This window comes from Agrobacterium sp. rho-13.3 (genome assembly GCF_033957765.2).
Taxonomy (GTDB): Bacteria; Pseudomonadota; Alphaproteobacteria; order Rhizobiales; family Rhizobiaceae; genus Agrobacterium.
Genome location: NZ_CP192775.1, coordinates 178,615 through 200,917, shown reverse-complemented (window position 1 = coordinate 200,917; position 22,303 = coordinate 178,615). Strand labels below are relative to the sequence as shown.

Below are 22,303 nucleotides of genomic sequence, written 5' to 3'. Positions count from 1 at the left end.
GATTGCCTATTGTAGCGCTACAATAGGTGGTGCAATGTCGATGTCAACGGCGTGTGTGCGGCGGTGTATTTGTTCCAAAATGAACTATAGGCTTGAAAAAATAGCCTCCTTTCTTTGGCGGATGGAAAAGATGAATTCATTGGGGCAACCAGACGGCCAATATCCCGTCATTACCATGAGCGATGTGGCCCATGCGGCGAATGTTTCGCCCATGACCGTATCGAATGCTTTTCGGTATCCGGAACGCGTGCAGGAAGAGACGCGCCTGAGAGTGCTGGAGGTTGCGGCAACGCTTGGATATCTGCCCAATATGTCCGCAGGACATCTGGCTGCACGCAAGAGCCGCATCATTGGCAGCACCTTGCCATCTTTGAAAAATGCCAGCTTCTACCAGTACATCACCGGCTTGCAGGACGAAGCAAATGCCCGGGGTCACAAGGTGGTTTTTATGCTGACCGATACGCTTGAGCAGGAGCTGGAGGCCGTTCACGCTTTTATTGGTATGCGCGTGACCGGTATCATCCTGATCGGCAATGAGCACAAGGCGGCAACCGTCGACATATTGCGGAAAGCCCGTGTTCCGACCGTGGAGACATGGCTCTTGCATGACCCTGTCGATAGAGCGATTGGATATGACATTGCCGATGCCATTCGAACGGCGTGCCGGAGGCACATCAACGCGGGAAGGCGGCGTATCGGACTAATCAGCAACGATGATCCTGCTTCGCGTCGTTTCCGGGAACGACCGCCGGTTTTCCGCGAGGAAATGTGTCGTGCCGGTCTGCGTGACGACCTTGTCGTGAACGTTACCGAGCCTCATGCTTTTGAAGCCGGGCCTGCCGCTTTGGAGGAACTTCTTGCGCTGGATGCCAATCTAGATGCCGTTATCTGTCCGACAGATATCGTTGCGGCGGGCGTATTGTGGGACTGTGCCAGGCGCGGCATTTCGGTGCCGGAGAGGCTGGGGATTATCGGCTGGGGCGATTACGAGATTGCACAGGCCGTTTCGCCAAAATTGACGACCATCAAGCCTAACCCGATGGAGATTGGCGTCGGTGCCGTTAGACTGTTGCTTGATGGTGCTGGCGATGGTGAGACGACAAAAGTGGATACCGGCTACAGCCTGATCGAAAGGGAAAGCGCCTAGAGCATTTCCGCCTCTCTCCGAAACGCGAAAATTCTCTATCTATTTGTTTTACGTATTATCCGGACGCAAAACCGCTCCGCACCTTTGCTGGAAATGCTTGATACGTCATCGCGTTGCAGACCACGCCTCGATCCCATTCATGCATCCACCGTTACACTAGGAAAAGAAACGATTGGGCGGGCGCGGGAGTGCCAGATGGTCTCGCAGCGTTGTCCCTTCATAGTCTTGCCGGAACAATCCTCGACGTTGCAGTTCGGGCACCAGTCGCTGCGTGACGTCATCAAGACCCTGCGGTAGATAGGGGAAGACCACGGTGAAACCGTCCGACGCACTTTGGTCAAGCCATTCCGCCATTTCGTCCGCAACGGTCTTTGGCGTGCCGACAAATGCCAGACCGGCATAGCCACCATACCGTTGTGCAAGCTGTTGCACGGTCAGATTTTCCTCTCTGGCCAGCTTCAGGACTTGGGCTTGTCCGGTCTTGCTTGCATTCGTATCCGGTATTTCGGGCAGGGGTTTGGAGGGGTCGAACCCCGTGGCGTCATGTCCCAGAGCTATCGACAGGGATGCAATACCACTCGCGTAGTGCACCAAGCTATCAAGTTTTGCGCGCTTTGCTCTTGCCTCTTCAACCGTGTCGCCAATGACGATCATGGCAGCGGGAAGTATCTTCAGGTTTTGCCGATCACGACCAATCGCAGCCATCCGGGCCTTGAGGTCTTCATACAGCGATTTTCCGGCCGCCATGTCGCGGGGAGAACAAAAGACGAGTTCTGCCGTTTCGGCAGCCAGTTGCCGTCCCGGCTCCGATTGGCCCGCCTGTACGATCACCGGCCAACCCTGTACAGGCCGCGCTATGTTCAGTGGACCCCGCACGCTCAATTCTTCGCCCTTATGGTCCAGAACATGCATTTTTGCCGGATCAAAAAAGATGCCGCTTTCTTGGTCTCGCACAAAGGCGTCATCCGCAAAACTGTCCCACAGGCCGGTCACGACGTCATAAAATTCTCTGGCGCGCTTGTAGCGTTCCCCGTGTTCGACGTGCTCATCCAGCCCGAAGTTGCGGGCGGTATCAGGGTTTGAGGTTGTGACGATATTCCATGCAGCGCGTCCGTTGCTGATGTGGTCCAGCGAGGCAAAGCGGCGGGCAACGTGATAGGGTTCATCGAAGGTGGTCGATGCAGTCGCCGCCAAACCGATCTTATCGGTTACCGCCGCAAGGGCAGACAGAAGAGTGAAAGGTTCGAAAGAAGAGACGGTATGGCTGCGTTTAAGCGCCTCCACCGGCATATTCAGGACGGCCAGATGATCGGCCATGAAAAATGCATCGAACTTTGCCGCTTCGAGCTTCTGGATAAAGGACTTGATGTGCCCGAAGTTAAAATTGGCATCGGCGTAAGACCCAGGATACCGCCAGGCACCTGTGTGAAGGCTCACGGGTCGCATGAACGCGGTGAGATGCAACTTCTTTTCCATCAGTGTTCTTCCACCGTCGATGCCACAATATTTCAGCGAATCCTATATCTTTAGAACCGCGCAGGTGGCAAGCAAAGGCATTCCACTTGAAGTGGACGTGTAATTCTGGTGTTGGCCTATCTGGGCGCTTTTAGTCACTTGATGACACTCATGAGCGTCTGCCCCAACTGTTGACGATGACGACGCCGGTGAGTGCCAGTCCGCCGCCGATCAGCGTGCTGATTTGCGGAACTTCTCCAAGAACAAGCCAAGCCAGACCAACCGAGCAAGGCGGGATCAAATAGAGGAACTGGCCTGCGCGTGCCGCGCCAAAAGTCTTGAGTGCGTAGGTCCAGCAGCTTTGGCCGATAATACCGGGTCCAATCGCCAGAAATGCCACCATCAACAACGTGTCATTGCTCGCCACTCTCGCCTGTGCAAGTCCCGCCGGCAGCCATGGAAGAAGCGCCACGGCGCCTGCAATAATCACGAAGGCCGTTACATCCAGCGGAGCTGCTCGGCGAAACAGCGGACGTTGCAAAATTGAGTAACTTGCCGCACAGGCGGCGGCCAGCACAATCAGGGTCGAGCCGGTGCCGAAGGCCAAGCCACCCGGTTGACCGGACGCGATGATCGCAACCCCGGAAAATCCCAATAGTGCACCGATCCAGCTCCAGCGACTGAAGCGTTCCTTCAGGAACGGGACGGCCAGAAGCACCATGAACAGTGGCTGCGTGTTGACGATAAATCCGGCGGCGCCAGCCGAGATGGTCGTTTGCCCGGAATTGAGCAGCACGTTGTAGGCAGCAATCCCGAGCACGCCGCTGACGGCCAGAATGCCGTAGTCCCGTGCGAGGAAGGAGCGTGGTCGTCGCGATGCGATCCAGGCAAGCGCAAAGATTGCCGCCAAGGCAAACCGGATCGAAGCCATAGGAAGAGGCTCGAATGCCCGAAGAGCATAGCCGATGGCCGCAAAAGAAGCGGACCATGTGAACACGGTTCCCGCGACAGCGAGGGCAGGGAGGAGGACGGGGCGGGATGTACCGAGTGTGATGTTTGTCATGTTTCATATGTGCCTGAGAACGGCGCGTTGACATAGAACCCCTATCACTATTCAGATGTGCGCATGGAACACAGGACGGGCCTACCACCTTTGGAAGCTTTGGAGGCAGTGTTGAGCGCTGCCCGGCTCGGCTCATTTTCGGCCGCAGCAGCGTCTTTGGGCATCACGCACGGCGCTGTCAGTCGCCGGATTGCTGCAACCGAACACTGGGCGGGGATTCGTCTGTTCGTTCGGCATGGTCGCGGTGTTCGCCTGACGCTGGATGGGGAAAGGTTTGCCGCCCGCATCGAGCTGGCCGTTGCCATGCTGGAAGACGGGCGCGCTATTGACCGGTCCGATCATGGTCTCGATACGATCAGGATTGGTGTGGTTCAGTCCTTTGCGCGTCTTTGGCTGGTTCCGAGGCTGGCAGTGCTGGAGGGTTCGCCGCCGGATCTTCGGATCGAGATGGACATCGACCAGCGTTATATGACCCTGTCGGATGCGCGGATTGCCATCCGTCTGGGGCAGGGTGGGTGGCCGAATGTGGTGTCGGAGCCGCTGTTTCACGAGTTACTGCAACCGGTCGCATGTCAGCGCATTGCAGACGAGTTGGGGCCGGAACCGCAGGCTGCCGACCTCCTGCGCTACCCGTTGCTTCATGACGCGTCCGAAACCGGCTGGCGTCTCTGGCTTGCGGCCCATGGTGTTGCCTATCAGGCGGAAGGGAAGGACCGGACGTTTCCCGGTCACGATCTTGCCCTGTTGGCTGCGGCGTCCGAATTGGGGATTGTACTGGCGCGCAAGCCTTACGCAGATTGGTTCCGTGATCGGCTGGGGCTGGTGCCTGTCCATGCGCTTGCAGTCGATAATCCAGAACGGTTTCACATTGTTACCCGACCGGGCCAGCGGCACACGGCGGTGGAACGGCTCGTCCAAAGATTGCGTGACGCGGGGGATGATCGCGGCGACGAACACCCGCTGGCTAACGACCTAAAAGTTGACTGATAGATTGGCGTGGGCGGCGTTTGACTGAAGCCCATTCGCAAATTCGCCGGAATAGCTCAGCTTTAAACGCGTTGACTTGGAAAGCTGCGCGGTAATACCTGCTTTCAACACCACAGCATCGTGCGGGACCGTGACACCTTCCAGAACGAATGGCGAGCCACCCTCAAAAGCGGATATTATGCCCGGCGTCAGGTCGCCAGCGGCGTGGCGCCAGCCCACCATGCCGGAAGCAACGATGGGGAAATCGCCGGCCTGCACATCCGTAGACCAGCGCATCCCAAAGGTCGATACGGTCATAGCATCGGAGCCGCCGGTGACCGACAATGCTGCCGCGCCGCCACTCTCTCTAAAGTCGTCCGTATCGAGGTTGATATAGGCGAAGTTTGCAAAGGGCTGGAGACTGAAATTACCCGCCTCCAGCATCCATGCAATGTCCCCAAAGACCTGGGTGGTGGTACTGGCATAGTTGGCAGAAAGCTTGTCGGCAAACGTGCCGAAAGCGATATCGCGTTGGGTCGATACCTCGTTTCGAGTGTAAATCGTGCCCCCGACGATATTCAGAGGCCCGATGTCAGCCGCTGCGTAAAGGCCAACATGATAGGAATCAGCACTCGCTTGAGGGTGTGTCGAAAGTTGGCTGTAACCAACAAGTCCGCCGAGACGCCATTGATCGGAAACTGCCACGTCTGCTCCAAACAGCGCACCGGCAATGGTGTTATCAATGTTTCGCGCACGGCCATTACTCGAGAAACGGTTTTCAGCGAGGATACCAGACGTCCAGAAGGCAACATTGTCAGCATAGGCTGGTTGCCGCTGATAAAAAGCGCTCATCTGGTCGACGATTGCCTCACGCACAAATTGGCTGTCCCACAAAAACGTGCTTTCGAGTGAAGCATGAATTTCGCCGTTGAGCTGTGAGAAGGCGTTTGCGGCGGTCTCGACATCAAGCGGCAAAACGGCTGAAAAGAGTGGGTTTGTTGCGCCCAAGTCTTCAACAGCGGCTGCCGTTGCCCGGTCGTTTGCGGTTATGGCAACATCCGCGAAACGCACATTATTGCGATCAAGGCTGAGATCAATCGTTGTGGTGCCGTAGGTCAGCGTTGGTGACAGGAAGGCAAAGTCGCTTGCAATGTTATCGAAGGTCCCGGTGATGCTGCCAGCTGTCAGGATCGTATATTGTGTCGTCAAACCATAAGAGGTGCTGGCAGCTCGGAGCGTCAGAGTGCCACCTTCAATGGTGAGCGCGCCGGACGTATTCGCTCGATCAGAGAGGCCGTTGGCGTCGATGTCGACCTGATATATTGACCCGGAACGAAATGTCAGGTCTCCATTGACGGCAAGCGTCTGCATGCCGGGTCCGGGTGCAAGTGTGCCACCTGCATTCACGATCAGTCCTCCAGAAATCCCGCTCCCGGACAACAGGCCGCCATCAAATATGTCGATCGTGCCTGTGACCGTTCCCTGGTTGATGAATTCGCCACCTGTGACCGCTGCTGTTCCACTGATCGTGCCGGTGTTGGAAAAAGAACCATCATTGTTGACGAGAGAGGCGATTGTTCCGTCATTTGCAGCCTCGCCTGCATTGGTAACCGCGCCTGCCGTGGCCCCGCTGTTGTTGGTAAACGTGCCTTGTGTATCGATGTCGACATCAGCAAGCGTTGCATTGTTGACGACGGCACCCCCACTCACTTTTGTGGTTCCGGTGACCGTGCCGCCATTGTTGTTGGTGAATAACCCGCCGTCATTCTGGAGGGATGCAATCGTACCGGCATTCGTTGTCGTGCCTGCGTTCCGGACATCGCCTGCGGTCGCACCGCTGTTGTTGACGAAGGCAGCCGCTGCCGCGACATCCGCATCGGTCACGACGAAATTGTTGGTGACGGTGCCACCAGAAATCGTCGTCTTTCCGGTGATCGTGCCGCCAGCATTGTTGGTAAAGTTTCCTGCCGTGTTTGTCAGCGAGGTGATCGACCCGGCATTCGAGGCGTTACCCGCATTTGCCACCGCGCCAGCGGTGGCACCCGTGGCATTGGTGAAAATGCCGCCCGCGCCAACATCGACGTCACCGAAATTTGCATTGTTCGTGACGCTGCCACCGGAGACCGTCGTTGTGCCGGTTACCGAGCCTCCCAAATTATTGGTGAAGGTTCCTGCATCATTTTGAACCGACGCGATGGTGCCGGCATTGGTAAGGGTGCCGGAGTTTCGAACCTTGCCAGCCGTTGCGCCAATGTTGTTGACGAAGGCCGCCGCTGCCGCAACATCTGCGTCTGTCACGACGAAATTATTGGTCACGGTCCCACCGGAAACCGTCGTTTTGCCGGTGATTGTGCCGCCCGCATTGTTGGTGAAGTTGCCAGCGGTGTTCGTTAAAGACCCAAGGGTGCCAGCATTTGAGGCTGTGCCGGCATTGGTAAGAGCGTTGGCAGTGGCCGTGCTGTTGTTGGTGAATGTTCCGCCGGAAGACACGGAGACGTCGCCGACCGTTCCGTTGTTGGACAGCGATGTTGTGTTTCCTACGGTAGCACTGCCGAGTGCGCCGTTCACCGTGACGTTGCCGGTGTTCAGCATCAGCTTGCCGTTAAGAGTACCATCGATGAACAGGCTGCCGCCATTGAGGTCGACATCCGAATTTAAGGTGCCGTCTGCGTTGATGCCGATGCTGCCCGATGTGATCGTACTGCCGTTCGTAACGGTCAGCGCGCCCGTATTGGTGATGGTGACATTGCCGCCGTCCACACCAAGTCTATCGACGGTGATGTCATTGGTGACCTGCGGTGAGCCAGTGTTCACTGTTGCGATATCGGTCGCTGCTGGACGGTTGGGGCTCCAGTTTGCTCCATTGCCGAACTCATTGTCAGCACCGCCGGTCCAAACCGACTGGGCAAAAGAGGGCATGGTCAAGGCGAGCGAGGCCAATGCGGTGAACCAGCCAAGGCGTCTTGAAAACAATGGAACCGGTTGGTGTGTCATTTGGCGACCGATGCTAACGAATGCCGGCATAGATCGGCGGAAAGACAACGATTCGTACTCAATCATGGTTAATGGGAAATTAACTGTCAACGCTGACATGCCGGGGTAGCTTTATACGCCGATCAGGCCGTTCGCTTCCGCGTTCGGCCTTCGAATGGGTTCGCACTGGGATGGTGTCGGCCGTTTTTAACGGGTCAGGCCCGATGCCATGACGGCAACGGGCCCGAAGGTCGATAATGCCTAGGCTGGCCTTTCCGTGGCACTTGGGCGCCATTTTATGAGCCGCTTTTCCACCAAATCCAGAATGCTATCGATGATCAGCACAAAGATTGCCAGGATCAGAATGCCGGCGAAAACGCCGACCGCATCGAAATTGCCTTCAGCCTGGGCGATAAGGTAGCCAAGACCGGCAGAAGAGCCGAGATATTCGCCGATGATGGCACCAACGACCGCGAACCCGACGGATGTGCGCAGCGAAGACAGAATCCAGCTGGCAGCCGCCGGGAAATACACATGGCGCAGGAGATCCGAACGCTTGGCACCCAGAATGCGGGCATTGGACAGCACGACAGGATTGACTTCACGAACACCCTGCATGGCGTTGAAGAACGTGACGAAGAACACCAGCGTGACGGCGAGCGCGACTTTCGACCAGAGGCCGAGACCCAGCCAAAGAACGAAGATGGGTGCGAGAACCACACGCGGAATAGCGTTCAAGCCCTTGATGAAAGGATCAAGAATGCGCGACGCGCTGCGGCTGAGACCCAGCCATACACCTGCGGCAACACCGAGGCCCGTGCCAATGAGATAACCAAGAACAGTTTCCGTCAGGGTGATCGTGACGTGGCGGTAGAAACCAGTGTCGGTCACCCATCTGATAACTTGTTTCAAGATATCGACAGGAGCCGGGAAGAAGAACACGTCGATGATGCCAAGAGACGTACCCAGTTGCCAGCCGCCGAGAATGACGACCAGTAGGCCCACCTGAATAAGACGTTCAGTCGTGGCGTTCATAGCTTTTCTCCACTTCGCCGCGCAGCGACGCCCAAATATTGCGATACAGATCCAGGAAGCGCGGATCGAGCTTGATTTCCGCGACATCACGCGGGCGGTCTAGATCGACCGAGAAGCTGTCTATCACCCGGCTGCGTGGGCCAGCAGCCAGAACGACAACGCGGTCGCCAAGCGCGATGGCCTCTTCAAGATCATGGGTAATCATCACGACGGCGCGGCGCTCTTCCTGCCAGAGCCGCAGCAGCTCATTCTGCATGAGGTGGCGCGTGTGAATGTCTAGCGCTGAAAACGGCTCGTCCATCAGGATCACTTTCGGGCCGGTGATCAAGGCCTGAGCCATCTGCACGCGCTTGCGCTGTCCACCCGAAAGCTGGTGTGGATAGCGTTGTTCGAAGCCTTTGAGACCAACCTTTGCCAGCCAGGCGAGTGCGCTCTCGCGACGCGCGGCGGCACCGACGCCCTTGAACATCGGACCAAGCTCGACGTTTTCCAGTGCTGTTTTCCAAGGCAGCAAGGCATCCTGCTGGAACAGATAGCCAATGTCGTCATTGACACCGTTGACCGTCCGGCCATCGATGGAGACAGTACCGTGCGATGGCTTCAAAAGTCCGGCGATAGCGTTGAGAATCGTGCTCTTTCCGCAACCCGTCGGGCCGACGATGGCGAGAAACTCGCCATCCGCCACCGTCAGGTTGACATTCTCGACTGCGACGAATGAGCCGAAAGACATGGTGACTGAATCGATCGACACCATCGCCTTTCTGCTCTTGCTTGCGCCGTCTTCGGGCGCGGGTTTGGCTACGGCCAATGACATTGTCTCCTCCTGTCAGTTCGCAGCGGCGTGCGGCGCTTTGCCGACGAAGCTGTTTGTGTATGTCTTCGAAAGGTCTATCTCGGTCGCCGCCACTTTGTCGTTGAAGCTCTTCAAAACAGCGAGGGGCGTCTTGATATCCTCTTCGTTGAATTTTCCGTCTGTCGAAAAAATTGCCTTGGCGTTCTGGACAGCCTTCACATAGGTGTCTCGGTCGCCGGAGATAAATTCCTTCGGCAGTTTCTCGACGATTTCCTCAGCCGAATGGGTGTTCATCCATTCCAGCGCCTTGACCGTGGCGTTGGTCACTTTCTGAATGGTTTCGGGATTGCCGTCGATGTAGGACTGCGTGGCGTAGAGTACCGATGTCGGATAAATGCCGCCGTAGATTTCCTTGGCACCCTCGTCGCTGCGCGCATCAATCAGGATTTTGCCAACGCCCTTGGCTTCGATGAAGGTCGCGGCAGGGTCGTAGTTGACCAGCAGATCGATCTTGCCTTGTTCAAGAGCGGCAACAGCAGCAGAGCCGGAACCGACGCCGATCAGGGCAATGTCGTCTGCCGACAGCTTGTGGCGCTGGAGATAGTAGCGCACGAAGAAGTCCGATGATGAACCCGGCGAAGTGATGCCGACCTTCGCACCCTTGATGGTGTCTGGCTTTGCCGGATCGAATGTCGATTTATTGCCGCCAGCCAGAACCAGACCGGAGTTGCGGGCCAGCACGACGAAGCCGACGACGGCCTTGTTTTGGGACTGCATCTGGATCGTGTGATCATAGAAACCAACGGCGATATCCGTTGAGCCGGCAACAAGCGCCTGCAATGTCTTGGAACCACCGGACGCGAAGTTCTCTACAGTAACCTCAAGACCTTCCTTCTCGTAAAGGCCGAGACCCTGAGCGACTGGGAAGGGCAGATTGTTGAGGTTGTACGAGCCAACGCTGATACGAACCGGTTCAGCCATCGCTGTTCCAGCAAAAGCGACGGTTGCGGCCAGGGCGAGCATGAATTTACGCATTAAATTTCCTCCGAGTTAAGTGGCGCCCTCCCGGCAACCACATGAATTATGCAGCGCGATCGAATTTCGTGACAGGCTTTGCGAAGACGTGTCCTTCAAAAAGGCGACGTGCCGTTCGTAAAATTCCGGCAATCACCTTTCCGTCACGCTCCTGAAGTTTCACGTCGAGATGACCACTGGGATGTTCGATAGAGAGAACGACTGGCGGCTTGCGCACGCCGATGAGTTTAGAGGCGACTGTGCCCTCCGTTATGCAGGCTGTTGCGATACCAACTGCGCCCGTTGTTGCAAGGGAAGGGTGGCACTCGTGCGGCATGAAATATCTGACGTTAAGATCGCCGTCTTGTCTCGCCTTGCTGATGAGTACCGGCTTGGGCGTGACCTGATTGGTGACATCTCCCATGCCCATACGCCTGCCGGCTTCAAGTCTGACAGCTTCAAGCTTGGCCAGTAGCGACGTGTTGCTGTTGAGCTCTGTGGCACTTTCGTAACCGCTCACGCCCAGTGCTTCCGCATCGATCAGAACCATCGGCATTGCACAGTCTATGCAGGTGACTGCGATGTCGTCGATCAGTTCCAACGGCTGGCCAGAGGGAAACAGTTTGCCTGTTCTTGCGCCAGCGGCGTCCATGAATGTCAGGGCAATGGGCGCCGCCTTGCCCGGTACGCCATCGATGCTCGCATCGCCGAGATAGGAAACCTGACCGTGTGGTGTTGGAACTTCCGCCTCGATGAGTTTGCCGGTGTTGACGTTGTGAATGCGAACGAGTGTTACGTCGTCCTGTGCTTTCATCAACCCGGCTTCGATCGCGAACGGGCCGACGGCAGCCAGCATATTGCCGCAGTTTGGCGCGGTATCGACCATCTGCTGATCGATACGGACCTGCGCGAAAAGATAATCGATATCGGCGCCGGGAATGGTTGATGGGCCGATGATGGCGACCTTGCTGGTAACGGGATTGCCGCCGCCGATGCCATCGATCTGGAGCGGATGGCCCGAACCCATGATGGAAAGCAGGATCTGGTCACGCTCTGTTTTGTCGCTCGGAAGATCGGAAGCCAGAAAGAACGGACCCTTCGACGTGCCGCCTCTCATCAGTACACAGGGAATGGACATCAAATCATTCATGCTTGTGCTTTCGCCTCCACTCATGTGTAGTGGGTATCAATCAGTTCTTTTGTTGCACTCTGTGATAAATGGATTGATATGTGAAATGCGAAGATTCGGGGTATTGATGCGTTATGAGCATTAATTGTGAAATACTTGATCTCAGGGCTTTCCTCAGCGTCATCGAATTGGAGAGCTTTCATCGTGCGGCCGAGACGCTCAATTTGTCTCAACCCGCGCTCAGCAGGCGCATTCAGAAGCTGGAAACGGCAATTGGTGCGCCCCTTCTTGAACGCACCACCCGGCACGTCAGCCTGACAGCTTTGGGCGCGGAGTTGATTCCCCTCGTGCGGCGTATGCTGGAAGAGTTCGACGGATCGCTGTTCGTCGTTCGTGATGTCGGCGTCAGTCGGGGTGGGTTGGTGACAATCGCCTGCCTTCCAACCGCGGCATTCTACTTCCTGCCGACTGTCATCAAACAGTTCAACAAGGAATATCCGAATATCCGGTTCCGCATTCTGGATTTGCCAGCCACCGAGGGATTGCTGGCGGTTTCCCGTGGAGAGGTTGAATTCGGCATCAACATCATGGGCACGTCCGATCCAGACCTGACGTTCGACCGGTTGGTTGAAGACCCCTTTGTTCTTGCCGCACGCAAAGATCACCCGCTTGCCGAAAAGAGTGAGGTTGGTTGGGCTGAGCTGGAGCCGTACCCGCTTATCACCGTGCACCGTTCCAGCGGCAACCGGACACTTCTGGACGCGGCGCTCGCCAAATCAAATATCAAGCTGCGTTGGTTTTACGAAGTCACCCATCTCTCGACCTCGTTGGGGCTGGTTGAAGCAGGGCTTGGGATTTCGGTATTGCCGCAAATGGCGACCCCGCAGGGTGAGCATCCCTTCCTCGTCACACGTCCCATCCGCAATCCAGAAATTTCGCGAATGATCGGCGTGGTCAGGCGGCGCGGTGCTACGCTTTCGCCCGCAGCGGAAAGGTTTCTGGAAATGTTGATGGGTGCCTGGGGTAATTACGGGTCTGACACGTCTCGTTTAAAAGACTGACCATCGTTGGATCTGCGGCTAGGACACCTTCAGGTTCTTCACAAAATCTGCGGTCTCATGGGCATGTATGCGGGTAAATCGTATCAACTCATCGAAATGGCGTTGCATTTTGCGGATGGCCTCCACGTTGTTGAGAACAAGATACATGCCGCCGACGAAGAGCGCGGCACGCTGTGAACCAAAAATGGTATAAGGCACTGAAAACCGCTCCTTTTCGTTAAAAAGGAAAAGGCGGAAGGAGGGATAGAGTTCGTCTATCAGCGCAGACATATGCTGGAGTTGTTGTGCGCGGGTCTCTCGCTGCAATCCGCTCCACATGCCGCGTCCTTGGGCAAAGGCCTCCAGCGTTTCGCGTGGCATACACACTTCCATATCGGTGCCCGGTTGCCGGTTGTAGTCGAGACGAAACGCCGTTTCGCTCTCTTGTGCCGTGATGCTTTGATGCGCGCCGGTGGCTTCGAAAGCAATAATTTCGGGCGTGCGAAGCAGGTCTGGAATACGGGCCGGCACATAGCGGATTTTGGAGCCGACCGCCTCGGCGTGCCACTTCATCAACAGGGTGTCGGTGTAATCCGCGCCGCCTTCCTCAATCTCGAAGCTTGGCCGCAATTCACCCATGAGGCCTTGATCATAGGAAAGACCAAGCAGCCAGTCGAGCGAAACCGAGTGACGCTCGGCGATGTTCAGCAGCGTCTCCACGCGTGGAAGCCGCGCCGAATCACCTGAGAGAAGCTGTGAAAGTGCTGATCGATCGATGCCGATGGCGGCGGCAAAAGACGATTGGCTCTCCCCGGCACGGTTGACCAGCTGGATAAGACGGGCACGAAATAGATCTGCCAGCGCGCGTTTGTCCACTTTTCACCTGTTTGTTTATAATCATCACCATATTTCTTAAATTGTTACCAAAATCAACAGTTGGTCATCATAAACCCGTTGTGCGCTGCCCAGGCTGGTGCGACTCTGGTTCCATCGGGGCATCAAGAGCATGAAATGACAGACATATCTTCAAAACCCGCGGCGCGGGCTACCGGCTTGCGCACGGCAAGAAAACCATATCGAATCGAATGGCCGACAATTGCCCTGCTGGCAGGCTGCTATGGTTTGTGGGTGTTTGCGGGATATGTGTTATATCCAACCTTTCCAATAGCTTCACTCGTTCTGATGGGCATTGCGGTAGCATTGCATTCCTCGCTTCAACATGAGGTTCTGCATGGCCACCCCACCCGCAATGCACGCTTCAATGAAACATTGGTCTTTTTGCCACTCGGTATTTTCTACCCCTACCGCAGCTACAAGCGCACGCATCTACAACATCATGCAGACGAGCGCCTGACCGATCCTTTCGATGATCCCGAAAGCCATTACCGGGCTATGGGTGACTGGGAAAAGCTTCCGTCATTTTTGAAAGTTTTGCTCGGCTGGAACAACACATTTATCGGCCGTCTGGTCATCGGCCCGCCGCTGATGGTGGTTGGTTTCACGATAGCAGAATGGCGCAAGATCGCGCGTGGTGACAGACGGGTTATTTATGCCTGGACCTTGCATTTGGCCGGCCTGATTCCGACGCTGCTGTTCATATCTCTCGTGTTCGGTATTCCCATCTGGCTCTATGTGAGCGTCGCCGCCTATCTCGGTGTTTCCATCATCGCCATCCGCTCCTATTGCGAACATCAGTGGTCTGAGCAGCCGGACGGGCGCACGATTATCGTTGAAAACTCCATTTTGGCGCCGCTGTTTCTCTATAACAACCTGCATTTCGTGCACCATAAAATGCCGACAGCCGCCTGGTACAAACTACCGTCGCTTTACAGCGCCAAACGGGCCGAGTGGCAGGACATGAACGACGGTTATGTCTTTCGCAATTATTTCGAGGTGTTCCGCGCTTTCGCCTTCAAAGCCAAGGAACCGGTCGCACATCCGGTTTTGAGGCGTGAAGACCACACTTCAGGGAGATCGACCGTCGCGGACGGAGCGATCGATATTCCGGCCTTTGCGGCGCAGGCAGGTGAAGTCACGACGTGACGTGAATTGCGGCAACGCTTGAGCTTGCCGCGCCAGAGTCTTTCGTCATCCGGTGGATCGGTCAGTGGAAAAGCCAGCCGGTCATCCACGCCAAGAGCCAAACTCCCCTTAAAATGTGACCGTGATTTTTCGGCCCAGAATCTGGGTTTGACGATTTTCAGCGCCGAAATTTTTAGTGGCAACTCTGTCGAGTTGACCTGCCGTGCGCGCATGGGCTCTAAATCCTCAACGCTCGCAAGTGATTGAGCGGCCAATACAAAATTCCTGAAACAAATAGCCAATCGACCTGCGCATTTCGGCTGTCCTTAAGGCATGCCGAACCGCCTTAAAATGAGGCGTTGAGGGTCGCTTAAGCTGAATTATTCAGCAGTATTTTTCCATGCGAATTTTTTCACCAATGCGTCTTGCCGAAACGCATATTGCGTGATTGTATAGACAACTAAGACGTCGATAAACTTCCGCTTAAAGCGAAGTCACAGACCAGGGGAGAGATTGCATGATCGTCTTCGACAACGTCACAAAGCAATATCCGGGCGCAGCCACGGCCGTGAATGGTTTGTCACTGGAAGCGCCGAACGGAAAGCTGACGGTATTTGTTGGTCCCTCTGGCTGTGGCAAGACCACGTCGTTGCGGATGATCAACAGGTTGATCACGCAATCCTCTGGCTCCATCCTTCTGGACGGAAAGCCGACCGAGAGCATGGATGTTGCTTTGTTGCGGCGTCGGATTGGGTATGTCATCCAGCACGCTGGTCTCTTTCCGCATCGCACGGTCGTTCAGAACATCGCGACCACGGCGCGTCTCAACGGCGCACCAAAGCAGAAGGCACTCCGCACGGCGCATGAGTTGCTTGAGCGTGTCGGACTGACGGCGGCTTTTGCAGATCGTTATCCTTGGCAGCTTTCGGGCGGTCAGCAGCAGCGCGTCGGCGTTGCACGCGCACTGGCCTCGGACCCCAAATTCATGCTGATGGACGAGCCTTTCAGCGCAGTTGACCCGGTTGTGCGTGGGCAATTGCAGGACGAGTTCCTCCGTTTGCAGCGTGAGATCGGCAAGACGATCATCATGGTAACGCATGATATTGACGAGGCGCTGAAGCTTGGTGATCAGGTTGCGGTGCTGCGCGCCGGCGGAACGCTGGCGCAGATCGCCTCTCCACAAGAGCTTCTGGCGCGACCCGCAGATGCCTTCGTGGCAGACTTTATTGGCCGGGATCGGGGCTATCGCTTCCTGAGTTTTGCCGAATTCGATGGCACTGTTCCTCTCGGCGCGGAACCGACGGTTCTGCTCGGCGCGACACCAGAAACGTTGCGCGACATTGCGACCGACCGCTGGGTTTTGGTGACGGATGCCGAAAAGCACCCCATTGGCTGGGCCGATGCGCAGGGCTTGAAGCAGCCACTGCGTGACGGAGACCTCAATCTCAGTGGAACGCTGGCGCCGGAAGGCAGCAGCTTACGGCATGTGCTGGACGCTGCACTCAGCTCTCCGTCCGGTCGTGGTGTCGTTGTCGGATCATCGGGCGAACTCGTTGGCACAGTGACACTCTCAAATGTCGTTGCCGCCATTGAAGCTGCGCGCGTCGGCCGGTTTGGAGGGCAGCCATGAAGCTTGATTGGCTTTACCGTGAATCCGGGCGAATCTTCGAGCTTTTCATCTGGCATCTGGGCCTTTCGGTCATTCCTGTTGTGATCGGGCTGCTTCTCGCCTTGCCGCTTGGCTGGATTGCACAGCGCTCCGGGTTGTTTCGATCCACGCTGCTGGGTGCTGCCGGGCTTCTCTATACAATTCCGTCATTGGCACTGTTCGTGCTGCTGCCGCTCGTCCTTGGAACGCGTATCCTCGATCCGCTCAACGTCGTCGTCGCCTTGACCATCTATGCTCTGGCGCTTCTCGTGCGGACGGTGAACGACGGTTTGGACTCGGTTTCACCGGATGTCCTTCAGGCAGCAAACGCCATGGGCTATCGGCGTGTTGCGCGTCTTCTCGTGGTGGAACTGCCGCTCGCCGTTCCGGTCATTGCCGCCGGGCTGCGTGTCGCGGTTGTGTCCAATGTCAGCATTGTTTCTGTCGCGGCCTTGGTCGGCACGCCGCAACTTGGATTGCTGTTCACGCAAGGGCTACAGTTGCAGTTCCTAACGCCTATCATTGCAGGGATCGTCTTATGCGTGGTTCTGGCAGCCGTGTTGGATGGGCTGGTATTGTTCATCGCGCACCGTCTGACACCTTGGCAACCGGGGAGTGCTGAGCGATGATTGACTGGTTCACAAATCCTGCTCACTGGACCGGAAACGATGGCGTTATCGTTCTGCTCGTCCAACACCTTGCCTACAGTTCCGCAGCCCTTTTTCTTGCCTGTCTGATTGGCCTGCCCGTTGGGCTTTACGTCGGACACACAGGGCGTGGTGTCGTTTTCATCGCCGGTCTTGCCAATGCCTTGCGTTCGCTTCCAAGTCTTGGCCTCATCGCTCTTCTGGTCATCCTGTTCGGCCCGGTTTTTGCGTCGGACATGGCCTTCATCGTGCCCAGCCTCATCGTGCTCGTGCTTCTGGCGGTGCCGCCCATCATGACCGGCAGTTATGCCGGTATTGCGGCAGTCGATCCGGCAGCATTGGATGCCGCACGCGGCATGGGGAAACGTCCGCTCGATATTCTGTTCGATGTTGAACTGCCTTGCGCGCTGCCGCTCATCTTTTCGGGGCTGCGCAGTGCCACGCTTCAGATCATTTCGACGGCGACAATTGCCGCTTATGTCTCGCTTGGTGGCCTTGGCCGTTTGATCATCGATGGCCGGGCCCAGAATGATTATTACCAGATGGCCGCAGGCGCCGTTCTCGTCGGCATTCTGGCGCTCACGGTCGATCTCGTAATCGGCATCATATCAAGGCTCACCGTTTCGCCTGGTCTCACGCGCCGCCTGAAACGGCAGCGTTCTTAAATAACAACAACGATTTCAACACAGAAGGAGAAGCTCGCATGGCATTCAGGATTACCACTGCCGCCAGCGCATTCGCGCTCATGGCCCTTTCCGCCGGTCTGGGATTTGCTCAAAGCAATCCGCTGGCAGCTCCTACTGCTGCCCGAACCGATACCAAGACAATCATCGTTGGTTCTGCCGACTTCCCCGAAAGTCAGCTTCTGGCAACGATCTATGCCAAGGCTCTGGCGGCTAAGGGCATTGCCGTTGAAACCAAGCTGAACATCGGCAGCCGTGAAGTCTATATTCCGGCATTGCTCGACGGATCGATCGATCTTCTGCCCGAATATGCTGGCGCAACCTTGAGCTACCTCGACAAGAATGCCACGGCCCATTCGCCAAGCGACGTGGCAGCGGCGCTCAAGGCAGCCTTGCCGAAGGGTGTGTCGATGTTGACGCCATCTGCCGCACAGGATTCTGACAGTGTCGCCGTAACGCGTGCCACAGCTGAGAAATACAAGCTGAAGACGATTGCCGATCTGGCACCCGTCGCCTCACAACTGGTGCTTGGTGGCCCGCCGGAGTGGAAGACGCGCAAGGAAGGAATCATCGGCCTGAAGGAACTTTATGGTCTTGAGTTCCAGTCGTTCAAGTCGCTCGACGTTGGTGGCCCGCTCACGCTGTCGGCTCTCGTCAACGGTCAGGTTCAGGCCGCAAACCTGTTCTCGACCGACCCGGCCATCGCGGCAAACGACCTTATCGTGCTGGAAGACGTCAAAAACCTCTTCCCTGCTCAAAATATCGTTCCGGTCATCGCCACGCCAAAAGTCAGTGATGTCGTGACATCCACGCTCAACGCGGTTTCAGCCGCGCTGACGACCAAGGATCTCGTCGTGTTGAACGGTCGTTTGGCCAATCACGACAGCTTTGATGTGGTGGCTGGTGACTGGCTCACTCAGCACAAGTTGAACTAATCAGCCGCAAGGGCGTGACGTCTGCCACGCCCTTGCGGACAGGCCGTGCATATTTGCGAATTGATGGCTATGGACCGAGACACAGAAACTTTCCGAGGAAATGATGTCACTGGTACATGAGAAGGCTGATGACGAGCAGGGTGAGGCGCTTCACGCCGCACCGCTCTATGTAAAACTCAAAGATTATGTCCGCAGCCGCGTCGAGGCCGGTGAATGGAAAATTGGCCAGCGCGTTCCCTCGGAGAACGAGCTGGTCGATATTCTGGGTGTCAGTCGAATGACGGCCAACCGTGCCTTGCGTGAATTGGCGGATGAAGGGCTTGTGGTGCGGGTTCGCGGCAAAGGCTCTTTCGTGGCCGCGAAGAAACGCACTTCGCAATTCCAGAGCGTGCCGAACATTGCCGACGAAATCAGCCGGAACGGCGGTGTGCACAGCGCGCGGGTCATTCTTCTTCAGACCGAAACCTGTGACGTCGATCTTGCCGAGGCGCTTGCCCTGCCAACCGGCAGCCTTGCCGCTCATTCGATCATCGTGCACGCCGAAGATGGAGTGCCGATGCAAATCGAGGATCGTTTCGTCAACTCTGATTACGCATCGGACTATATGAAACAGGACTTCAATATCGTCACGCCGAATGGATATCTGACCGCGGTGGCACCCATCGTCAGGGCGGAACAGCATATCGAAGCGGTGAGCGCGCAGCCTTGGGAATGCAAGCTGTTGGCTATTTCCAAGACGGAACCGTGTCTGCTTGTGCGCCGCCGCACATGGTCGGCCACGGGTGTGGTTTCCTCCGTGCGCCTGCTCTATCCCGGCAGCCGTTATCGTCTGTACAGCAGCACTTGAAGGTCAGGCAAAATCCGCCGATCTTTAAGGTTTCAACAATGGAGAAATCCCTTGCCGCTCCTCTCATCATTCCCAGCAGTCGATAGGAAAATGTCATGACCGTTGTTTTGGATGATGGTCTGGACTGGCGCGCAGTTGCGCGTGTCGCAAAGGGGGAGCCGCTCTGCGTTTCGGACGCGGCCTACGCGCGGATCGATCGGGCAAGCCGGATCGTGGACAGCATCGTGGCAAGCGGTGTACGCGCCTACGGCATCAATACCGGCGTCGGCGCCCTGTCGGACACGGTGGTGGATCGCACGGCGCAGGGTCGGCTTTCACGCTCCATTGTTTTCAGTCACGCGTGTGGCGTTGGCCCGTTGCTGGATGCGCGCGAGGTGCGGGCCATTATAGCGGCCCAAATCGCCAATTTCGCTCACGGTCATTCCGGCATAGGGCGCGAGATCGTCTCGTACCTGTCGTTGTTTCTGGAACATGACTGCATTCCCGATGTGCCGTCACGCGGTTCGGCAGGATATTTGACGCACAATGCCCATACGGCACTCGTCCTGATCGGTGAGGGTCAAGCGCAGCTTGGTGGGCGCACGCTCAGCGGGCGGGATGCTTTGGCCGCGATGGGTCTTCAGCCACTGGTGCTGGGTGCCAAGGAAGGGTTGAGCCTCGTCAACGGCACGGCCTGCGCGACGGGACTGGCGAGCATCGCGCTTGCTCGGGCCAGTCATCTGCTCGACTGGGGTGATGCCATCGCCGCGCTGACGCTTGAGGCAGCGGGTTGCCAGATCGCAGCTTTCGACGAGACCGTTCTCGCGCTGCGCCCCTCCAAGGGGATCGCGACCGTCGGGGCATCGCTTCGGTCTCGCCTTCAGGGCAGCGGTTTGATCGCCGCCGCCCATGGCAGGCGAACACAGGATGCCTTGAGCTTGCGGGCCGTGCCGCATGCCCATGGTGCGGCGCGCGATGTGTTCGATGTCTGTGCGTCCATCGTTGATCGTGAACTGGCATCCGTGACGGACAATCCGGCAATTTTGGGCACGCCAGAGCAGCCTGTCGTCTCTTCGGAGGCCCATGCCGTCGCACCCGCATTGGGTCAGGCGGCAGATAGTCTGGCAATCGCGATTGCGCAGATCGCTGCGATGAGCGAGCGTCGGATCGACAGGCTCGTCAATCCTCTGGTGAGCGGCCTGCCACCTTTCCTCGCCAGCGATGCCGGAAGCCATTCCGGTTTCATGATCGCGCAATACACAGCCGCAGCGCTTGTGAATGACAACCGACGCTTCGCGGCGCCGGCCTCGACCGATGGCGGATTGACATCGGGATTGCAGGAGGATTTCCTCGCGCATCCCACAGCCGCCGCCAACAAACTGCTCGCGGTTCTCGACAACGCCGAATATATTCTGGCCATCGAATGGATGGCCGGAGCGCAGGCCCATGATTTTCTCGACAGCGTTGCTCAGCGCGCAGCGGGAACGGACGCGCTCTATTCTCTGCTTCGACGACACATCCAGCACTATTCGGACGACAGACCGATCTCTGCGGACATGGAACGGGTTCGCGCCGTCTTGCGTGACGAGCCCCCACACCAGCCAGGACAGGTATTCTAGACAGAGTTTCTCTGGCAGATGGTGGCGTCATCGTTTAAAGCGCGGCCCGGAACATAAAGGATGTCTCTGGTCGCCAGGGGCCGCCTTGATATTCCCAAAGGTCCAGACCCACCACTCTGAGAGAACGCCTTTGAAATCTCTCTGATAAATCCCGATAAAGCGTATCTGCCGCCGCCTTGGAGACCTTGTTCTGGACCGTAATATGCGGTCGCCAGCCGTGTGTATCCTGCTGCGTCAGCAAATGCAGGACTGAGCGTTTGAGGTGTGCCCTGACAGTTTCAAGCTCTGGGCTGAGTATGGTGAAGGCTACGCCTGCGCCGAGGTGGCGAACTCCGTCGACCTCCGCTTCGAATACATCCGTGAACGCGGCAACATCTGCGAGTGTGTCTCGGATCGTGTCTAGATATTCACCGGGCAAGCGATGAAACATCGTGACATGAGCGCGGATAAAATTTCGGTCTGCCGGGAAATGGCGTTTGCGCAGAGTGTCGAACGGCTCAAGATCAGCCTCATCGATGCGTGCCGTCAGAATGAGTGGAAAATTCGTTTTCACAGTCGCCACTATGGTCATTTGTAAGGGATGTGCGCTGCGGGAGGTTAATTTACTGGTCCGATTTTGCAACGGACCGAAGGGCAGAATTGAGGTAGCGCTCCGTTAAGGCGTTGCCACTTTTCTGGGCGAGCTCGATCGCCGCAGAAATATGCTTTTGGAGTTGCACCTCGTTCACCTCGGCCTCCGTGTCCTGCGCCGTCATCACAATGCCAGAGTAGATCGCGGGAATTCCATCTTCATCTCGCGAGCAGGAGCCAATGCTCAGCAGCGACTTATACTGTCCGCTAGGGCAGAGAATGCGATACCCAGACACAGCGGGCGGTCCACCCAACAGGACGTCATGGATGCGCTCCGCCAAGCGGGCACGGTCTTCCTCGACGATCAGGGAAAGGATATATTCAACAGACACGCCTCGGGCGAGGTCTACCTCGTCTATCTCGTATATCTCCGCAAACATCTTGTCGGCAGTGATGATGTTGTGCGTGATTGACCACGAGTAGAAGCCCACTTTTCGCATCAGACGAGTCAGTAGCTCTGTTTCCAGATGCTCCGTTTGCATTCAACCTCCACAATCTGGCTGAAATTCTAGTTTGAACGCCAGCTTCAAAAGGAAAAGCCGAGCAATCCGCAAGCTTCTTCGTAGACGTCGAACATCTGGCGACTTGAATTGCGATACACATGTCGAAATCATTTATAATGCTTTCGTTATTAAGCATCTCTTTGAATAATAGCTATAGGTCGCGTGTGTCTGCTGC

The 22,303-nt window shown here is 56.7% G+C and carries 20 protein-coding genes; 10 read left to right on the top strand and 10 right to left on the bottom strand.

Features of this window, described 5'->3' with window-relative positions; all coding sequences use genetic code 11:
* Positions 1 to 130 precede the first annotated feature (130 nt).
* Positions 131 to 1,147, top strand: coding sequence for a LacI family DNA-binding transcriptional regulator (locus tag RMR16_RS15800; RefSeq protein ID WP_320199634.1), 1,017 nt, complete (start codon positions 131 to 133; stop codon positions 1,145 to 1,147).
* A gap of 156 nt (positions 1,148 to 1,303) precedes the next feature.
* On the opposite strand, the gene RMR16_RS15795 is transcribed toward RMR16_RS15800, so the two are convergent.
* Positions 1,304 to 2,623 carry an LLM class flavin-dependent oxidoreductase gene (locus tag RMR16_RS15795; RefSeq protein ID WP_320199633.1) on the bottom strand — a complete coding sequence of 440 codons (1,320 nt, stop codon included), beginning with the start codon at positions 2,621 to 2,623 and terminating at the stop codon, positions 1,304 to 1,306.
* A gap of 148 nt (positions 2,624 to 2,771) precedes the next feature.
* The gene (locus RMR16_RS15790; RefSeq protein WP_320199632.1) at positions 2,772 to 3,665 is read right to left on the bottom strand and encodes a DMT family transporter; all 894 of its coding nucleotides are present in this window, start codon (positions 3,663 to 3,665) and stop codon (positions 2,772 to 2,774) included.
* A gap of 63 nt (positions 3,666 to 3,728) precedes the next feature.
* Between RMR16_RS15790 and RMR16_RS15785 the strand changes: the two genes are divergently transcribed.
* Positions 3,729 to 4,652 (top strand): LysR family transcriptional regulator, encoded by a 924-nt coding sequence (locus RMR16_RS15785; RefSeq protein ID WP_320199631.1) that lies wholly within the window; start codon positions 3,729 to 3,731, stop codon positions 4,650 to 4,652.
* On the opposite strand, the gene RMR16_RS15780 is transcribed toward RMR16_RS15785, so the two are convergent.
* The 5 genes from RMR16_RS15780 to RMR16_RS15760 form a co-directional block, all read right to left on the bottom strand.
* Positions 4,638 to 7,625: an autotransporter outer membrane beta-barrel domain-containing protein gene (locus tag RMR16_RS15780; protein ID WP_320199630.1), complete on the bottom strand. Its 2,988-nt coding sequence runs from the start codon at positions 7,623 to 7,625 to the stop codon at positions 4,638 to 4,640. The genes RMR16_RS15785 and RMR16_RS15780 overlap by 15 nt on opposite strands.
* Positions 7,626 to 7,865: 240 nt before the next feature.
* The gene (locus tag RMR16_RS15775; protein WP_320199629.1) at positions 7,866 to 8,639 is read right to left on the bottom strand and encodes an ABC transporter permease; all 774 of its coding nucleotides are present in this window, start codon (positions 8,637 to 8,639) and stop codon (positions 7,866 to 7,868) included.
* Positions 8,623 to 9,453: an ABC transporter ATP-binding protein gene (locus RMR16_RS15770; RefSeq protein ID WP_320199628.1), complete on the bottom strand. Its 831-nt coding sequence runs from the start codon at positions 9,451 to 9,453 to the stop codon at positions 8,623 to 8,625. Before RMR16_RS15770 ends, RMR16_RS15775 begins: the two co-directional genes overlap by 17 nt.
* A 12-nt stretch (positions 9,454 to 9,465) precedes the next feature.
* Complete coding sequence (locus RMR16_RS15765) at positions 9,466 to 10,467, bottom strand: ABC transporter substrate-binding protein (protein WP_320199627.1); 1,002 nt, start codon at positions 10,465 to 10,467, stop codon at positions 9,466 to 9,468.
* 46 nt (positions 10,468 to 10,513) lie between these two features.
* A complete protein-coding gene (locus RMR16_RS15760; protein ID WP_320199626.1) occupies positions 10,514 to 11,596 on the bottom strand; it encodes a 4-oxalomesaconate tautomerase in 1,083 nt (360 codons plus the stop codon).
* Positions 11,597 to 11,709: 113 nt separating this feature from the next.
* Between RMR16_RS15760 and RMR16_RS15755 the strand changes: the two genes are divergently transcribed.
* Positions 11,710 to 12,636: a LysR family transcriptional regulator gene (locus RMR16_RS15755; protein ID WP_320199625.1), complete on the top strand. Its 927-nt coding sequence runs from the start codon at positions 11,710 to 11,712 to the stop codon at positions 12,634 to 12,636.
* A gap of 18 nt (positions 12,637 to 12,654) precedes the next feature.
* On the opposite strand, the gene RMR16_RS15750 is transcribed toward RMR16_RS15755, so the two are convergent.
* Entirely contained in the window at positions 12,655 to 13,491 is an 837-nt protein-coding gene (locus RMR16_RS15750; protein ID WP_320199624.1) for a helix-turn-helix domain-containing protein, read from the bottom strand.
* 135 nt (positions 13,492 to 13,626) lie between these two features.
* Between RMR16_RS15750 and RMR16_RS15745 the strand changes: the two genes are divergently transcribed.
* From RMR16_RS15745 to RMR16_RS15715, 7 genes are all read left to right on the top strand, one after another.
* Positions 13,627 to 14,658: a fatty acid desaturase gene (locus RMR16_RS15745; RefSeq protein WP_320199623.1), complete on the top strand. Its 1,032-nt coding sequence runs from the start codon at positions 13,627 to 13,629 to the stop codon at positions 14,656 to 14,658.
* A 496-nt stretch (positions 14,659 to 15,154) separates the two neighbouring features.
* A complete protein-coding gene (locus tag RMR16_RS15740) occupies positions 15,155 to 16,267 on the top strand; it encodes an ABC transporter ATP-binding protein (protein WP_320199622.1) in 1,113 nt (370 codons plus the stop codon).
* Positions 16,264 to 16,914, top strand: a complete 651-nt coding sequence (locus RMR16_RS15735; RefSeq protein WP_320199621.1) for an ABC transporter permease — start codon at positions 16,264 to 16,266, stop codon at positions 16,912 to 16,914. Before RMR16_RS15740 ends, RMR16_RS15735 begins: the two co-directional genes overlap by 4 nt.
* Positions 16,911 to 17,597, top strand: coding sequence for an ABC transporter permease (locus RMR16_RS15730; protein ID WP_320199620.1), 687 nt, complete (start codon positions 16,911 to 16,913; stop codon positions 17,595 to 17,597). Before RMR16_RS15735 ends, RMR16_RS15730 begins: the two co-directional genes overlap by 4 nt.
* Positions 17,598 to 17,635: 38 nt before the next feature.
* A complete protein-coding gene (locus tag RMR16_RS15725; protein ID WP_320199619.1) occupies positions 17,636 to 18,550 on the top strand; it encodes an ABC transporter substrate-binding protein in 915 nt (304 codons plus the stop codon).
* A 103-nt stretch (positions 18,551 to 18,653) separates the two neighbouring features.
* Positions 18,654 to 19,397, top strand: coding sequence for a histidine utilization repressor (gene hutC / locus RMR16_RS15720; RefSeq protein WP_320199618.1), 744 nt, complete (start codon positions 18,654 to 18,656; stop codon positions 19,395 to 19,397).
* 95 nt (positions 19,398 to 19,492) lie between these two features.
* Positions 19,493 to 20,995, top strand: a complete 1,503-nt coding sequence (locus RMR16_RS15715) for an HAL/PAL/TAL family ammonia-lyase (RefSeq protein WP_320199617.1) — start codon at positions 19,493 to 19,495, stop codon at positions 20,993 to 20,995.
* A 34-nt stretch (positions 20,996 to 21,029) separates the two neighbouring features.
* Here the strand turns inward: RMR16_RS15715 and RMR16_RS15710 are convergent, their stop codons facing one another.
* Positions 21,030 to 21,548, bottom strand: coding sequence for a 2'-5' RNA ligase family protein (locus RMR16_RS15710; RefSeq protein WP_320199616.1), 519 nt, complete (start codon positions 21,546 to 21,548; stop codon positions 21,030 to 21,032).
* A gap of 49 nt (positions 21,549 to 21,597) precedes the next feature.
* A complete protein-coding gene (locus tag RMR16_RS15705) occupies positions 21,598 to 22,107 on the bottom strand; it encodes a PAS domain-containing protein (RefSeq protein WP_320199615.1) in 510 nt (169 codons plus the stop codon).
* Positions 22,108 to 22,303 lie beyond the last annotated feature (196 nt).

Excerpts from the sequence above, each read along its gene's own strand:
- RMR16_RS15725 (WP_320199619.1), top strand. The coding sequence starts at position 17,636 with ATGGCATTCAGGATTACCACTGCCGCCAGCGCATTCGCGCTCATGGCC.
- RMR16_RS15765 (WP_320199627.1), bottom strand. The coding sequence starts at position 10,467 with ATGCGTAAATTCATGCTCGCCCTGGCCGCAACCGTCGCTTTTGCTGGA.
- RMR16_RS15790 (WP_320199632.1), bottom strand. The coding sequence starts at position 3,665 with ATGACAAACATCACACTCGGTACATCCCGCCCCGTCCTCCTCCCTGCC.
- RMR16_RS15730 (WP_320199620.1), top strand. The coding sequence starts at position 16,911 with ATGATTGACTGGTTCACAAATCCTGCTCACTGGACCGGAAACGATGGC.
- RMR16_RS15775 (WP_320199629.1), bottom strand. The coding sequence starts at position 8,639 with ATGAACGCCACGACTGAACGTCTTATTCAGGTGGGCCTACTGGTCGTC.
- RMR16_RS15770 (WP_320199628.1), bottom strand. The coding sequence starts at position 9,453 with ATGTCATTGGCCGTAGCCAAACCCGCGCCCGAAGACGGCGCAAGCAAG.
- RMR16_RS15755 (WP_320199625.1), top strand. The coding sequence starts at position 11,710 with ATGAGCATTAATTGTGAAATACTTGATCTCAGGGCTTTCCTCAGCGTC.
- RMR16_RS15795 (WP_320199633.1), bottom strand. The coding sequence starts at position 2,623 with ATGGAAAAGAAGTTGCATCTCACCGCGTTCATGCGACCCGTGAGCCTT.
- RMR16_RS15735 (WP_320199621.1), top strand. The coding sequence starts at position 16,264 with ATGAAGCTTGATTGGCTTTACCGTGAATCCGGGCGAATCTTCGAGCTT.
- RMR16_RS15705 (WP_320199615.1), bottom strand. The coding sequence starts at position 22,107 with ATGCAAACGGAGCATCTGGAAACAGAGCTACTGACTCGTCTGATGCGA.
- RMR16_RS15740 (WP_320199622.1), top strand. The coding sequence starts at position 15,155 with ATGATCGTCTTCGACAACGTCACAAAGCAATATCCGGGCGCAGCCACG.
- RMR16_RS15785 (WP_320199631.1), top strand. The coding sequence starts at position 3,729 with ATGGAACACAGGACGGGCCTACCACCTTTGGAAGCTTTGGAGGCAGTG.
- RMR16_RS15715 (WP_320199617.1), top strand. The coding sequence starts at position 19,493 with ATGACCGTTGTTTTGGATGATGGTCTGGACTGGCGCGCAGTTGCGCGT.
- RMR16_RS15745 (WP_320199623.1), top strand. The coding sequence starts at position 13,627 with ATGACAGACATATCTTCAAAACCCGCGGCGCGGGCTACCGGCTTGCGC.
- RMR16_RS15760 (WP_320199626.1), bottom strand. The coding sequence starts at position 11,596 with ATGAATGATTTGATGTCCATTCCCTGTGTACTGATGAGAGGCGGCACG.
- RMR16_RS15800 (WP_320199634.1), top strand. The coding sequence starts at position 131 with ATGAATTCATTGGGGCAACCAGACGGCCAATATCCCGTCATTACCATG.
- RMR16_RS15780 (WP_320199630.1), bottom strand. The coding sequence starts at position 7,625 with ATGACACACCAACCGGTTCCATTGTTTTCAAGACGCCTTGGCTGGTTC.
- hutC (WP_320199618.1), top strand. The coding sequence starts at position 18,654 with ATGTCACTGGTACATGAGAAGGCTGATGACGAGCAGGGTGAGGCGCTT.